General features: G+C 74.2%; 13 protein-coding genes. 5 read left to right on the top strand and 8 right to left on the bottom strand.

Annotated features, from left to right (window positions below):
* Window positions 1-86: 86 nt before the first annotated feature.
* From VKA29_RS36330 to VKA29_RS36340, 3 genes are all read right to left on the bottom strand, one after another.
* Window positions 87-980 (bottom strand): universal stress protein, encoded by an 894-nt coding sequence (locus VKA29_RS36330; RefSeq protein WP_324790347.1) that lies wholly within the window; start codon window positions 978-980, stop codon window positions 87-89.
* Between the two features lie 101 nt (window positions 981-1,081).
* On the bottom strand, window positions 1,082-1,726 hold the full coding sequence (locus tag VKA29_RS36335) for a protein-L-isoaspartate(D-aspartate) O-methyltransferase (RefSeq protein WP_324790348.1): 645 nt from the start codon (window positions 1,724-1,726) through the stop codon (window positions 1,082-1,084).
* Between the two features lie 215 nt (window positions 1,727-1,941).
* Window positions 1,942-3,081: a site-2 protease family protein gene (locus tag VKA29_RS36340; protein WP_324790349.1), complete on the bottom strand. Its 1,140-nt coding sequence runs from the start codon at window positions 3,079-3,081 to the stop codon at window positions 1,942-1,944.
* Window positions 3,082-3,158: 77 nt separating this feature from the next.
* Here VKA29_RS36340 and polX point away from each other — a divergent pair, with 77 nt between their 5' ends.
* Window positions 3,159-4,883, top strand: a complete 1,725-nt coding sequence (gene polX / locus VKA29_RS36345) for a DNA polymerase/3'-5' exonuclease PolX (protein ID WP_324790350.1) — start codon at window positions 3,159-3,161, stop codon at window positions 4,881-4,883.
* 87 nt (window positions 4,884-4,970) lie between these two features.
* Window positions 4,971-5,840, top strand: a complete 870-nt coding sequence (locus VKA29_RS36350; protein WP_324790351.1) for a universal stress protein — start codon at window positions 4,971-4,973, stop codon at window positions 5,838-5,840.
* Window positions 5,841-6,058: 218 nt separating this feature from the next.
* Here the strand turns inward: VKA29_RS36350 and VKA29_RS36355 are convergent, their stop codons facing one another.
* A complete protein-coding gene (locus VKA29_RS36355; RefSeq protein WP_324790352.1) occupies window positions 6,059-6,223 on the bottom strand; it encodes a hypothetical protein in 165 nt (54 codons plus the stop codon).
* A 177-nt stretch (window positions 6,224-6,400) separates the two neighbouring features.
* Between VKA29_RS36355 and VKA29_RS36360 the strand changes: the two genes are divergently transcribed.
* Together VKA29_RS36360 and VKA29_RS36365 are read left to right on the top strand one after the other, a co-directional pair.
* Window positions 6,401-7,885, top strand: a complete 1,485-nt coding sequence (locus tag VKA29_RS36360; RefSeq protein ID WP_324790353.1) for an ArsR family transcriptional regulator — start codon at window positions 6,401-6,403, stop codon at window positions 7,883-7,885.
* A 61-nt stretch (window positions 7,886-7,946) separates the two neighbouring features.
* Window positions 7,947-9,422, top strand: a complete 1,476-nt coding sequence (locus VKA29_RS36365; RefSeq protein WP_324790380.1) for an AAA family ATPase — start codon at window positions 7,947-7,949, stop codon at window positions 9,420-9,422.
* A 32-nt stretch (window positions 9,423-9,454) separates the two neighbouring features.
* On the opposite strand, the gene VKA29_RS36370 is transcribed toward VKA29_RS36365, so the two are convergent.
* On the bottom strand, window positions 9,455-9,985 hold the full coding sequence (locus VKA29_RS36370; RefSeq protein WP_324790354.1) for an HPP family protein: 531 nt from the start codon (window positions 9,983-9,985) through the stop codon (window positions 9,455-9,457).
* A 253-nt stretch (window positions 9,986-10,238) separates the two neighbouring features.
* On the opposite strand from VKA29_RS36370, the gene VKA29_RS36375 reads away from it, so the two are divergent.
* Window positions 10,239-11,234 carry an alpha/beta fold hydrolase gene (locus VKA29_RS36375; RefSeq protein ID WP_324790355.1) on the top strand — a complete coding sequence of 332 codons (996 nt, stop codon included), beginning with the start codon at window positions 10,239-10,241 and terminating at the stop codon, window positions 11,232-11,234.
* A gap of 28 nt (window positions 11,235-11,262) precedes the next feature.
* Here the strand turns inward: VKA29_RS36375 and egtA are convergent, their stop codons facing one another.
* The 3 genes from egtA to VKA29_RS36390 form a co-directional block, all read right to left on the bottom strand.
* Window positions 11,263-12,558, bottom strand: a complete 1,296-nt coding sequence (gene egtA / locus VKA29_RS36380) for an ergothioneine biosynthesis glutamate--cysteine ligase EgtA (RefSeq protein ID WP_324790356.1) — start codon at window positions 12,556-12,558, stop codon at window positions 11,263-11,265.
* Between the two features lie 183 nt (window positions 12,559-12,741).
* Window positions 12,742-13,557, bottom strand: a complete 816-nt coding sequence (locus VKA29_RS36385; RefSeq protein WP_324790357.1) for an ABC transporter permease — start codon at window positions 13,555-13,557, stop codon at window positions 12,742-12,744.
* A gap of 9 nt (window positions 13,558-13,566) precedes the next feature.
* Complete coding sequence (locus VKA29_RS36390) at window positions 13,567-14,457, bottom strand: ABC transporter permease (protein WP_324790358.1); 891 nt, start codon at window positions 14,455-14,457, stop codon at window positions 13,567-13,569.
* Between the last annotated feature and the right edge of the window lie 2 nt (window positions 14,458-14,459).

The following is a 14,459-nucleotide window of genomic DNA, read 5'->3' on the forward strand; positions in this document are numbered from 1 at the left end:
CTCGTCCCCCCGGAGGAACACGGCGGGCGACGCCTGCACGCCGCACTTCCATCCTCACCCCGGCGCAGAACGGATGCGCACCCGAGTCAGACCACGCCCTCCCCGGCACGGTGCGGGACGACGACGACCGGGCAGGTCGCACGGCGCATCAGCGACCGGCTGACCGAGCCGAGCAGCAGACCGGAGAATCCGCCGAGGCCCCGGCTGCCCACGACCAGTTGCACAGCCCCCTGGGCCGCGTCACCGAGCACACCCGCCGGGTGGCCGCGGACCACCTCGTGCCGGAGCTCGACGTCCGGGTACTTCTCCCGCCAGCCCGCCGTCGACTCCGCCAGCACCCGCCGCACCTCGTCCTCGGCGTCCTCCAGAGCCAGATCGCGGAGGTACTGCGGCTCCCAGGCGGCGACCGCGACCAGCCGGGCGTCGCGGAAGGCGGCCTCCTCGAAGGCGAACCGCACCGCCTCCCTCGACACGCCCGAACCGTCCACGCCCACCACGATCCGCGGCGGAGCGTGGGGGACGGACTCCGGCCCGCCCACCACGACGACCGGGCACGCCGCCTGCGCGACCAGCGACGGACCCAGCGAGTCGCGGCCGACCAGATCCCGTACGACGCCGTGGTGCCGCGAGCCGATCACCACCATGGCGCTTCCCGGCGCGAGCGCCCGCAACGCGTCCACCGCGGAGCCGTCGGCGGGCTCGCACACCACGGTGAGTCCCGGATGCCGGGCGACGGCGGCCTGCCGCGCGTCCTCCAGCAGCGCCGCGACCGCGGCGCCCGCCGCCGGGCCGCCCGGCGCCGGTGCCGGACCGGACTCGGCGCGGCCGCTCTCCGGCGCGGACTCGTCGACGGCGAGCACCATGTGCAGCGGCAAGCCGCGCAGCGCCGCCTCGTCGGCCGCCCAGGCCAGCACCGGTCCGGCGCCGGAGGTGGCGTCCACCGCGGCGACGACGGCGCCCCGCGCCTGCGGCATGGTCATGTTGTGCGTTCCTGTCAGCGCGATGCACCGCCGTCGTTCGGGTCCACTGGGACGAGCTCGGGCCGGGAAGGATGATCTCCGGCGACGAGCCATGCTACGACTCAGGCGGGAAAGCCGTACCGTCCGCGCAGGCGGACGAAGCGCGCGGGCGTGAGGACCCCTCGGCGTTCCAGGCCCGTCGCGGTGCGCCGGAAGGCCACGACCCGGTCCCGGCCGCCCGGCCCGATGGGCTGGACGAGGCGGCCGCCGACGCGCAGTTGCCCGGCCAGCGGTGCGGCGACCTCCGGGAAGGCGGCGGACACGATGATCGCGTCGTAGGGGGCGCGCTCCGGCACGCCGCCGCTGCCGTCCCCGACGCGCAGCTCGACGTTCCGGATGCCCTGCCGGGCGAGGTTGCTCCCGGCCTGCCGCGAGAGGTCCGGCCACAGCTCGATGGTCACGACGTCGGCGGCCAGCCGGGCCAGCAGCGCGGTCTGGAAGCCCAGGCCGGTGCCGATCTCCAGGACGTGCTCGTCCCCGCTCAGGTCGAGGCCTTCGATCATCGTGGCCGACAGCGAGGGCTGCGTGGTCACCTGTTCGTGCCCGATCGGAACGGGCGCGTCCGCATAGGCCCGCGTGCGGTGGCCGGCGGGGACGAACGCCGCCCGGGGCGTCGCCCGTACGGCCTCCAGCAGGCGTTCGTCGGTGATGCCGACCGCTCGGACGGCCCTCACCAGGTCCTCGGGTGGAGGGGCGGTTTCCGTCATGTTCCCTGCTTTCCGTGCGACGGCCGGTGTGCCCGTGCGACGGCCGGTGTGGCGTACGACGGCCGGTGTGCCCGTGCGACGGCCGGCGGCGACGGCCCGCCGCCACGGCCGCTCGTCCCCCCCGCCGGCGCCCGGCGGTGTGACCACCGGATCCAGGTACCCCCCGCAGCCCGTTCGACGTCCCGGGCCGCGGTCGCCGGCCGGCGCGGCGCGGGTCACCGGCCGCCACCCCGCCCGGGGGCGTTCATCAGCCAGTTCACCGTACGGCTGACGTCCGAGAGCGAGACGATTCCGACGAGCCTGCCGTCCGCCACGACCAGGACACGGTTCTCGGCGCCCCGTTCCATGCGGGGCAGCAGGTCCGCCAGCGGGCTGTCCGGCCCGGTCACGACGGTCCGCGACAGCGGCACCATCACCTCCCGCACCGGCACGGCGGCGGCTCCGGCCTGCGCCACCCTCCGGGCCTCATCGACGGTCACCAGCCCGACCGGGGCCCCGCCGTCGGTCACCGGGAACGCCGAGTGCCGGTAGCGGTAGTGCGTGTCGGCGAGGAAGTCCGCGATGGTGGTGTCCGCGGAGACGGTCAGGGGTTCGGGGGTCATGACGTCCCGCACGGGGACACCGGCCAGCAGGCCGCGCAGCTGGGACTGCCGTCCCTCGGCGGTGGCCGTCGCGATGAGGAACCAGCCGATCAGCGCCAGCCACAGGCCGCCGAACACTCCCCGCGCCATGAACACGATCAGCCCGAACGTGACGAGCAGCCACCCGAAACCCTTGCCCGCCGCGGTCGCGCCGGCCGTCGCCCGCAGCCGGTCCCCGGTGCGCCACCACAGGAACGCGCGCAGCAGCCGGCCGCCGTCGAGCGGGGCGGCGGGCACCGCGTTGAAGACGGCGAGCAGCACGTTGATGCCCGCCAGCCAGGCCGCCATCTCCACCACGATCCCGGACACGGACGCGAGGTGCAGCAGCCAGGCTCCGAGCGCGAAGAACCCGCCCAGCAGGAGGCTGACGAGCGGGCCGACGCCGGCGATCCTCAGCTCCGCGCCCGGCGTGGACGCCTCGGTCCTGAGCCGGGCCACCCCGCCCAGCAGCCACAGCACGATGTCGTCCACCTCGACGCCGTTGCGCCGGGCCACGACGGCGTGCGCCACCTCGTGCGCGAGCAGGGAGGCGAAGAAGACCACGGCGGTGCACAGGCCCGCCGCCCAGTACACCGCCCAGGAACGCCCCGGATGCGTCACCGGGAGACGGCCCTGCGCGAGACCGAGCGCGACGATGCCGAAGATACCGAGGACGCTCCAGTGCACGCCGACGCGTACCCCGGCGATCCGTCCCAGAGAGAACGTCGCCCGCACCCCTCCAGTACACCCTCCGGCCGGCGGCTTCGCGCGCCGACTGGCGGCCCGGAAAGGCCCCTTCCTAGACTTGACACGTGGTCCGGCCCAACGAGGAGGTCGAGGCGCTCCTTCAGGAGTACGCGGACCTCATCGCCATCACCGGAGGCGACCCGTTCAAGGCGCGCGCCTACGAGAAGGCCGCCCGCGCGATCGGGGGCCATCCCGCCGATGTCTCCCACCTGGACACCGCGGGTCTGAAGGAGATCCCGGGCGTGGGCAGGTCGATCGCGGAGAAGGTCGTCGAGTACTTCCGCACCGGCAAGGTCTCGGTGGTCGAGGAGCGGCGGGCCAGGATTCCCGCGGGGGTGCGGCAGCTCATCACCATTCCCACCCTCGGTCCGAAGAAGGCGCTGGCGCTCTACGAGGACCTGCACATCTCCTCGGTGGGCGAGCTGGCCGACGCCATCGAGGCGGAGAAGCTGCGCGACCTGAAGGGCTTCGGGGAGAAGACCGAGGAGAACATCCTGCACGGCATCGCCCTCATGCGGCGGGCAGGGGGGCGGATCCCGCTGGGCACCGCCATGGAGTCCGCCGAGGACATCGTCGCCGGACTCTCCCGGATCACCGGCTGCGAGGACTGCGCCTACGCCGGATCGCTGCGCCGCATGAAGGAGACCGTCGGCGACATCGACATCCTGGTCGCCGCCGCCCGGTCGGCCCCCTTCATGGACGCCCTGGCCGAACTGCCCTCCACCGCCGAGGTCATCGCGCACGGAGAGAAGAAGACCTCGGTCCGCACCGTCCTGGGCGTCCAGGTCGACCTGCGGGTGGTACGGCCGGACGCGTGGGGTGCGGGTCTGCAGTACTTCACCGGCTCCAAGGGCCACAACATCCGCACCCGCACGATCGCCGTCCACCTCGGGCTGAAGCTCTCCGAGTACGGCCTGTTCGAAACCGACGGCGGAAAGCGGGTCGCCTCGCGTACCGAGGACGAGGTGTACGCCAGGCTCGGCCTGCCGTGGATCCCGCCCACGCTGCGTGAGGACCGGGGGGAGATCGAAGCCGGGCTGCGCGGCGAACTCCCCGAGGTGGTGACGGAGGCCGACATCAGGGGCGACCTGCACACCCACACCGACCTCACCGACGGGCTCGCCTCCCTGGAGGACATGGTGGCGGCGGCGGCCGGGCGGGGCTACGCGTACTACGCGGTCACCGACCACGCGCCGGACCTGTACATGCAGCGGATGACCGACGAGAAGATCCTCGCCCAGCGCGAGCGGGTGCGCTCCCTGGACGGCGGGCTGCACGGCATGCGGCTGCTGCACGGCACCGAACTCAACATCGGCCCGGAAGGAGACGTCGACTGGCCGGACGAGTTCCTGCGCGGCTTCGACATCCGCGTGGCCTCGGTGCACTCCCACTTCAACCTCGGCCGCAAGGCGATGACCCGGCGGATCGTACGCGCCTGCGAGAACCCGTACGTCAACGTCGTCGGCCACCCCACCACCCGCCTGATCGGGAAACGGCCGGGCCTCGACGCCGACTTCGACGAGGTGTTCGCCGCCTGCGCCCGCACCGGCACGGCCCTGGAGATCAACGCCCAGCCCGACCGCCTCGACCTCGGCGACGAGGACATCCTCCGGGCCAGGGACCACGGGGCGAAGTTCGCCGTCGACACCGACGCCCACTCGATCCCCCAGCTCGCCTGCCTCCGCTACGGCGTCGGCACGGCACAGCGCGGATGGCTCACCCCCGACGACGTGATCAACACGTGGCCGCTGCGGCGCCTGCGCCGGTTCCTGCGCAAGGACCTGGACTGAGACGGGGGTGCGGACCGGGCCGTTGGTCCGCATGCGCCGCGAAGGGGATTGGGGTACTCCTCGAAGGAGAGAACGGAGGCCTCCGCCATGCACCCAGTCGTCACCGTGGGCCTCGACGGCTCACCCGAGAGCCTTGCCGCGGCCCGCTGGGCCGCCGACGAGGCCCAGAAGCGGGGGCTCGGCCTGCGCCTGCTGCACGCGTGGCCGCTGCTGGTGCCGGAGCCGACCGACGTGCCCTCGGAAGTCGACCAGAACTACTGGGCCAGGCGTCTGGTGCACACCGTGCGGGCGGAACTCCAGATGCGCCACCCGGGCCTGACCATCGTCCCGGACCTGGTCGCCGACGACGCCCAGAGCGCCCTGCTCCGAGCGGCGTCGGAGTCCGAGATGCTGGTGCTCGCCTCCCGCGGCCTGGCGCCGGTCGAGAGCTACTTCCTCGGCGACGTCAGCATGCCCGTCGTGGCACGGGCCGAGCGGCCGGTCGTGATGGTCCGCGCCGAAGCCCCGGAGGGAGAGCCGCGGCCGACGCCCACGAGCCGCGTGGTCGTGGCCCTCAAACTGCACGGATCCTCCGACGACCTGCTCGACTTCGCCTTCCACACGGCAGCCGCCAGGGGCGTTCCGCTCCAGGCCGTGCACGGCCGGAGCGTGCCGCTGCACGCACGCGTGCCCTGGGGCGTGGACCACGACATCAGCGAGGAGATCACCCGGGAGGCGCAGCAGCAGCTCAGCAAGGCGCTGCGTCCCTGGCGTGAGAAGTACCCGCAGGTGGAAGTGGACGACAGCGTCCGGCTCGCGAGCCCGCCCAAGGCCGTCGTCCGGGCCGCCGAAGGAGCCGCGCTGCTGGTCATCGGCCGGCGCAGGCACCGTCCTGGCCTGGTGCCCCACCTGGGTCCGGTGACGCAGGCCGCCCTTCATCACGGGCGCTGCTCCGTGGCCGTCGTCCCGCACGACTGAACCGGGCGTCCGGCACGACTGAGCCGGGCGTCCCGAACGACTGAGCCCGGCGTCCCGCACGACAGGGCCCGGAGCCCGCACGACTGAGTCGGCGTCCGGCACGACTGAGCCCGGCGTCCCGCACGACTGACCCTGAGCCCGAACGACTGGGCCCGGAGCCCGCACGACTGAGCCGACGTCCCGCACGACTGAGCCCGGCGTCCCGCACCACGACCGGGCTACGGCTCTCCGCGCCACATTCTGGAGTCGCCGCCCAGCCACTCGACCAGTTCCTCGTCGTCGATCCCCCGGCGCGACTCCCTCAGGCCGGCCCGGCGCAGGAACTCCAGGACGTCGAGCAGGTGATAGGCCGTACCGGCCGGCTCACCGTGGATCGTCACCATTCTCCCGCCACCGGGTCCCGGCGGATGCACAACCACAGGCGCGCGTTCGGACACCGTTCCAGCCTGAACCCGGCCGCGGCGGGCCGCAATCCGGTTCACGCGGCGGCCGCGCGTGTGCGGCGGCCGGTTCCCGACGCTGTACTGGTAGGAGAGCGCTGCCGAGCGAGGGGAGCAGCCATGACGTCGTCCGACGTCTTCCGTCCCGCGAAGCCGGAGACGGTCTTCGACCGCGACGCCGAGTGGAACGCGCTCGTCGCCTTCGCCTGCGACGACCGGCCCGGAGCCGGTCTCGGTGTGGTGACGGGACGGCTCCGGCAGGGCAAGACGTACCTCCTGGAGGCACTCGCCGGAGCGCTGGGCGGCTTCTGTTTCGGGGCGCAGCAGGCTGCCCGGGCGGAGTCCCTCCGCCGTCTCGGCGACGAACTCGCCCGGCACACGGGCACCGGGCCGGCCCGGGGAACCGGCTGGGAGGACGCCGTCGAGGCGGTGCTCGCGCTGGGCGACCGGCGGGCGGTGCCGGTCGTGCTGGACGAGTTCCCCGAGCTGGTACGGCAGAGCCCGGAGCTGCCCTCCGTCATCCACACCGCCTACCGGCGGCTGCGCGACACGGGCCGGGACAACCGCACCCGCCTGCTGCTGAGCGGCAGCTCGCTGCCCGTGATGCACCGGCTGTTCGGCGCGGCCTCACCGCTGCGCGGGCTGGCCGATCTCGAACTCACCCTGCGCCCGTTGGACTTCCGGCAGGCCGCCCGGTTCTGGGGCCTGGACCACCCCCGGCTCGCGCTGCTGGTCCACGCCGTCGTCGGCGGCACCCCCGCCTACCGGCGCTACGCCGGCGACGCACCCGGCGGGCCGGACGACTTCGACGCCTGGGTGTGCCGGACGGTCCTCGACCCCGGCACTCCCCTGTTCCTGGAGGCGCATCACCTGATGCAGGAGGAGACCGACCACTGGGACCGTGCGCTGTGCCACTCCGCGCTCGCCGCCATCGCCGCGGGCTGCCACACCCAGGGCGAGATCTCGGAATGGCTGGGCACCCCGCTCACCGACGCCTCGCACTGCCTGACGCTCCTGCGGTCGAGCGGTCTGCTGTACGGCGAACCCGACGCCTTCCGGCCGAACCTCGTCCGGCTGCGCATCGCGGAGCCACTGCTCGCCTTCGAACACGGTTCTGTCTGGCCGCATCGTCAGGCGCTGGAACAGCAGGACGCCGGCGAGGTCTGGCGGCGCGCGCGTCCTGTCTTCGACTCCGCCGTGGCAGGCCCCCATTTCGCGCGCGTCTGCCGGGAGTGGGCGTTGGACTTCGCCGACCCGGCCGTCTTCGGCGGGCACCCCGCGAGCGCGGCCCACGGCTCGCTCCCGGACCCGGCACGGGGGGCCGGCCGGGACGTGGAGGCGGAGGTCGTGGTGCGCGGCCGGGCCGACGGCGGCCTCGCGCCCCTGCTGTCGGTGGGCGCGGCCCGCTGGGACGAGGTCATGGACACACCCCACCTGGAGCACCTGCGTCACCTGCTCGGTCTGCTCGCCGCCCGCGGCGAGGACGTCTCCCGCGCCCGGCCCGCCTGCTACAGCGGCGTCGGCTTCACCCCCGCGCTCCGCGCGGCCGAGGCCGACGGGCAGGTGGTCCTCGTCGGCCTCGACCGGCTGTACCGGGGGCGGTAGCGTGGAGCCCGGCCTGCGCTCCGGCGCCGTCGGCGGGACTCCGCCGCTGCCCCGTGCCGAGGTGTGCGAGACCCACACCGCGGTCCTGTTCTTCGTCGGGGACCGCGCCTACAAGGTGAAGAAGCCGGTCGACCTGGAGTTCCTGGACTTCTCCACGGTGGCCGCCCGGCGGGCCGGCTGCGAGCGGGAGGTCGCCCTCAACCGGCGCTTCGCCCCGGACGTCTATCTCGGCGTGGGCGAGTTCCGCGGGCCGGACACGGAGGTGCCCGAGCCGGTCGTCGTGATGCGCCGCATGCCCGCGGGGCGGCGCCTGTCCCGGCTCGTGCGGGAAGGCGCGCCCGTCGACGACGCGCTGCGGGCCGTCGCCCGGCTGCTCGCCGCCCGTCACGCGAACGCGCCGCGCAGGGCCGAGGTGGACCGGCAGGGCACGCGGGACGCGCTGTCGGCGCGCTGGGAGGCGAGCTTCGCCCAGGTACGCGCGATGTCCGGGGGCGGCACCGGGCCCGACGGCGTGGCGGAGACCGAGCGGCTGGTGCGCCGCTACCTCGTCGGCCGCGAGCGGCTGTTCGACGCGCGCATCGCGCAGGGGCGGATCGTCGACGGCCACGGAGACCTGCTGGCCGAGGACATCTTCTGCCTCGACGACGGCCCCCGCGTCCTGGACTGCCTGGAGTTCGACGACGCCCTCCGCCACGTCGACGGCCTCGACGACGCCGCCTTCCTGGCCATGGACCTGGAACAGCTCGGCGCCGCGGACGCCGCCGCGTTCTTCCTGGCCGCGTACGGCGAGTACTCGGGAGACCCGGCGCCGCCCTCACTGCGCCACCACTACGTCGCCTACCGCGCCTTCGTCCGCGCCAAGGTCTCGCTGATCCAGGCGCGCCAGGGCGCGCCCGGCGCGGAGACGGCGGCCCACCGGCTGATCGCGGCCACCCTGCGCCATCTGCGCGCCTCCGTCGTCGGCGTGACCCTCGTCGGCGGGCTCCCGGGCAGCGGGAAGTCCACGCTCTCCGGCGCGCTCGCCGACCGGCTCGGCGTCACCCTGCTCAGCAGTGACCGTCTCCGCAAGGAGCTGGCCGGCATCCCGGTGGAGCAGTCCGCGGCGGCCGCCTACGGCGAGGGCCTGTACACCCCCGAGTGGACCGCCAGGACGTACGCGGCCCTGCTCGACCGCGCGTCGGCCCTGCTGTCCCGCGGTGAGTCCGTCGTGCTGGACGCCACCTGGCACGACGCGGGACAGCGCGAAGCCGCCCTGCGCATGGCCGAACGCGCCCACGCCGACCTGGTGGCCCTGCACTGTCAGGTGCCGGGCGCCACGTCGGCGGCCCGCCTGGCCACCCGCGCCTCCGGGGCGTCCGACGCCGATGTCGGCGTGGCCACCGCGATGGCGGCCGCGGAACGGCCGTGGCCGAAGGCCGTCACGGTGGACACCAGCGGCTCCCTGGAGGCCGCGGTCGCCCGGGCGCTGGCCGCCGTCCGCCCGTACGACGCCGACCGGGCCCCGGTCTTCCGCGCTCCCCCGGCGGAACCCGGCTGAGCCGCCGCCGGGCGGGCGGTCGGTGCGGGCGGTCAGGGGATCGCCGTGCCGCGCCGCGCCCGTCGGGGCGGGAGCCCGGGCAGCGTCGTCGGCGGGGCCTGCGGCCGGGGGCCGGCGGGTTCGTCCCGCGCCGCCCGGCCGGCGAGGGCCGCGACGACGTCGGCCGCCGTCAGCACCCCGGCCAGCCGTCCGTCCTCCGCCAGCACCGGCAGGGCGTCGGCATCGGCGCAGCTCATGACGTCGGCCGCGTGGCGTACGGTCTGCCCCGCGTGCACGAGCGCCGGTCTGTGGCGGGGCAGCAGCTCGTCCACGCGCCGGCCGGACAGCGAAGCGGCCGGCGCCGCACAGGCGACCGCCACGTCGGCCCGGTCCAGCAGGCCGGTGCAGCGGCCGTCCGGACGCAGGACCGGGAGATGACGGGTGCCGGACCGCTCCAGCAGCTCCCAGGCGACGAGAACGGTCTCGTCGACGGCGACGGTGACCGCGGCGGGGCGCATCACGTCGGCGACCGTCCGGGCCAGCACCTCCCGCTCGTCGGGGGCCGCCGGTGACCGCTGTTCCATGGCCGCCTCCTTCCCCGGTGTGCGGGTGGCCGGGTACCCGCGGTGCGCGGCACGGACCGCCTCCGGCCCGGGCGGGAACCGTTCCGTTCCCCCGGGTGAGTGCCGCCCCGGCCCGGGACCCGCGGTGAAGTACCAGGTCAGTGGTCTCCCGCCGGATGTTCACCGCGCGCGGGGAAGGCGATGTCGGAATACGATGATGACTGGCGCTGACTTCTGATGAAGGAGTGCCTATCGGTGAGGTAGGTGTCCGACGATGGCCCTGATCTCTTCTTTCATCGCAGCCACGGACGGCCCGACACGCTCCGTGCGTGCGGCGGCGAGTTACCTCTACGGCCTGCTCGGCCCCGGGCGTGCGGAACCGGACGGCGGGCGCGAGAGCGGCGAGGTCGTCGTACCGGTGCGGACGACGTCGTTCGTGCGGGGCCGTGCCGCGGGTCTGGGTCCGGTGACGGTGGCGTACGAGCGGCAGGGGACCGGGGAGCCGCTGGTCCTGCTGCACGGCGTCGGTCATCACCGCCGGGCCTGGGACGCCGTCGTCCCGCTGCTGGCCGAGCGGCGGGAGACGATCGCCATCGACCTGCCCGGGTTCGGGGAGTCTCCCGACCTGGATCCGGCCGTGCCGCGCGATCTGCGGACCGCGGTGGCCTGGCTGGGGACCGTGCTCGCCGAACTGGGCGTGGAGCGGCCGCACGTGGTGGGGCACTCGCTGGGCGGACTGATCGCGCTGCGGCTGGGCCAGGCCGGACTGGCGCGCAGCGTGACGGCCCTGGCGCCGGCGGGGTTCTGGACCGACGCGGAACGGCGGCGGACGTACGCCCTGCTCGCGGCGGCCCGGCACAGTGTGCGGCTGCTGCCGGACATGGCCATGGTCCGCCTGGCGCACACGGCGACCGCCCGGGCCGCGCTGGCCGGCACGGTCTACGGCCGGCCGGAGAGCTGCCCGCCCGAGACGCTGGTCGCCGACCTGCGGGCGCTGCGGGACGCCACCGCCTTCAACGCGACCCTGCGGGCCGGGCGGGCCCCCGGCCTGTTCACCGGGGACGTCCCCGGCCTGCCGGTGACCATCGCCTGGGGCGCCTGCGACCGGATCCTGCCGCCGCGGCAGGCCGCGCGGGTGCTGGCCATGATCCCGGAAGCCAGGCTCGTCGAACTGCCCGAGTGCGGCCACATCCCGATGAACGACGCGCCCGACCTCGTCGCCCGCGTGATCCTCGAGGCGACCCTGCGGGCCGCGGCCGAGGAACTGTGACGATCTCCCCGGTGGCCGGCCGCTCGGCTCAGCGCAGGGCCCACGGTGCGCACCCGTCCCGGTCGCGCAGCCGTTCGAGGACGTCGTCCGCCGGGCAGCGGCCGCGGCCGACGTAGCGGTCGGCGTAGGCCGCCACGGCGTCCACGACGTCGCCGCTCGCGCCGAGCCGGGGCAGGGCGTCCAGCGCGGCGGCGAAGCAGGTGACGGCGGCGCGCTTCAGCTCCGGGTCCGACAGCCCGCGGCGCGCCGCGTCCGTCCACAGCGGATTGTGCGGGGCGGGATCCCCGGCGGCCCGCCCGGCCAGGGGCTCCACGGCCCGGTGCGCGAGGGCGGCGGCGCGTGGATCGTCGAACAGGGCCGTGGTGACCGCGAGCGGCACGATCCATCCGTCGTCCCCGGGCTGTGCGTCGATCATGCGCAGTTCCAGGTGCCCCCGTGGCCTGACCGGCGGAAACAGTGTGGTCAGATGGTAGTCGAGGTCCGCGCGGGTGGGCGGGCGCATGGTGTCCGAGCGGGTCCAGTCGCGGAAGCTCACTCCGTCCGGCACGTCCCACGGCCCGTCGTCCCGTCGTACGCACATCAGCGGTGCGTCGAGGACCCGGCGGACCCATGCGCGGCGCGGATCGTGGGTCAGGACGGGCCCGCCGGACCGCCCGGGGTCGAGTTCCGTCCACATCAGCTGCCGCGTCGACAGCCGGCCGGTGGCCCGGCCCTCGGACACGGGCGAGTTCGCGAACGCCGCGACGAGCACCGGGCCCAGCCGGTGTGCCAGCCACCAGCGGCGGGTGAATCCCATGACGCCCGGCCCCTCGACCCCGGCGTCGAGGCACACCTGGACGGAGGCGGAGGCGCACATCAGGGTCCGTCCCGCCGGCCCGGTGCGGCCGAGGCTGACCTCCATGGCGTCGTAGCGCGGTTCCCGCAGGAACCGGCGAGGCGGACGCCAGGGGTCGATGCCCATGCCCAGCAGGGTCAGCCCGTGCTCGCGCAGCAGGGCACGCACGGCCCGCAGATCGGCGGAGACCTCCGAGACGCACCGCGTCAGCGACGGGGCGGGCCGGGAACTCAGCTCCAGCTGGCCACCGGGTTCGACGGTCAGCGCGGAGGCCAGCGGCAGGGTGCGCAGCACGGCGTAGGCCGCTTCCAGCCGTCCGGCGGCAACGGCGCGGTGCGGGTCACGCTCGTCGTGGACGAGCCATTCCACCTCCACTCCGACGGTGCGGGGCGGGCCGGTCTTGAAGCAGATTCCCGCGACCAGTGCCTCCGCTTCGTGTTCGGTGACGGCGGGTGGACCGTCGGCGCCGTCCTCCGGTGAGAGAGACATCGGGGGAGCCTCCTGAGTCGCCGCGGGGAAACGGGGGCGAACCGGCATCCGGTTCGGGTACGGATACCGGCATCCGGTTCGGGTACGGATGTGCCTGCCCCAGCGTCCGCCGCGCCGCCCTGTCATGACAAGGGCGCACTTTCCCGGCGACCGGTTTTCAGTACCCGGCGCGCCCTCCCGGCCTCACACCCGGCTCCCCGACGCCGTGTCCGCCGACATCCGCTGGGCCACGTAGATCGGCACCGCGGACACCAGCACCAGCACGGCCGCCACCACGTTCACCACCGGTGCCTGCTGCGGCCGGGTCATGTTGTCGAAGATCCAGATCGGCAGGGTCTGCACGCCGGGCCCGGCGGTGAAGGTGGTCACCACGATCTCGTCGAAGGAGAGCGCGAAGGCGAGCAGTCCGCCCGCGAACAGCGCCGAGCGCACCAGCGGGAAGGTGACGTCGGCGAAGGCGCGGAAGGTGTCGGCGCCGAGGTCCATCGCGGCCTCCTCGTACGTGCCGGAAGTGCGGCGCAGCCGGGCGACGACGTTGTTGAAGACGACGACGATGCAGAAGGTGGCGTGCCCGACCACGACGGTGAACAGCCCGAGGCCCACCCCCAGCGGCTCGAGCACCGTGCTGAACGCCGAGTTGAGGGCGATGCCGGTGACGATGCCGGGCAGCGCGATCGGCAGGACGACCACGAACGAGAGGGTGTCCCGGCCGAAGAAGCGGTGCCGGGCGACGGCGAAGGCGATCAGGGTGCCCAGGACCAGGGCGATCACGGTGGCGCCCAGACCGGCCTTCACCGAGGTCCACAGCGCCTCGCGGGCACCGGAGTTGTCCCAGGCGACGGACCACCAGTGCAGGGTGAGCCCCGGCGGCGGCCAGCTCGCGCTGCGGTCGGGGTTGAGGGAGTTGACGAGGACCAGCAGCAGCGGCACGTAGATCACCGCGAAGCCGAGCCCGGCGGCGACGCGCAGGGCGATCCGCGCGGAGCGGGAGAGTTGCACGGGGGGCTCCTAGAGGCTGCTCAGGGCGCCCGTGCGGCGCATCGCCAGCAGGTACAGCACGATGACGACGACGGGGACCGTCCCGAGGGCGGCGGCCATGGGCAGGTTGAGTTCGATGTTGGAGTAGACGAGGTTGCCGATCAGCTGGGTCTTGCCGCCGACGATCTGCACCGTGATGTAGTCGCCGAGGCTGAGCGAGAAGGTGAAGATCGACCCGGCGGCCACCGACGGCAGCACCATCGGCAGCACCACCGAGCGGAAGGTCCGCCCGGCCCGCGCGCCCAGGTCGGCGGACGCGTCGAGGAGGTTGGCGGGCAGTTGTTCCAGCGCGGTGTGGATCGGCAGGACCATGTACGGCAGCCACAGGTACGTCAGCGTCATGACCGCCGCCGGCAGCCCGTACCCCGGCCCGCTCAGCCCGAGCGGCTTCAGCATCCAGTCGGCGAGCCCGCCCTGGGACAGGATCAGCCGCCAGGCGTACACCTTGACCAGGTAACTCGCCCACAGGGGGGTGAGGATGGCGACCACGAGCAGCGGACGCCACCGGGGGCGGGCGATGCGGGCGGTGTAGAAGGCGAGCGGGAAGGCGATCACCGCGCACAGGGCGGTGACGGCGACGGCGACGCCGACGCTGCGCAGGACGACCTGCCGGTAGACCGGGGTGGTGAACAGCGCCTGGAAGTTGTCGGTCGACCAGACCTTCACCACCTCGCTGGTGAAGGAGTCCGTCGTCCAGAACGCGGAGACGAACAGCACGGCCAGCGACCCGAGGTAGAGCACCGCGAGCCACAGCAGCGGAGCGGTGAGCAGCAGGGACAGCCGCAGCCGGGGCCGGCGGTGCAGGGTCCCGGCGAGCCGCCGGACGGTTCCCCGCCCGGCGGCGTGCGCCTCTACGGTCATGA

This window comes from Streptomyces sp. H51 (assembly GCF_035656535.1).
Classification (GTDB): domain Bacteria; phylum Actinomycetota; class Actinomycetes; order Streptomycetales; family Streptomycetaceae; genus Streptomyces.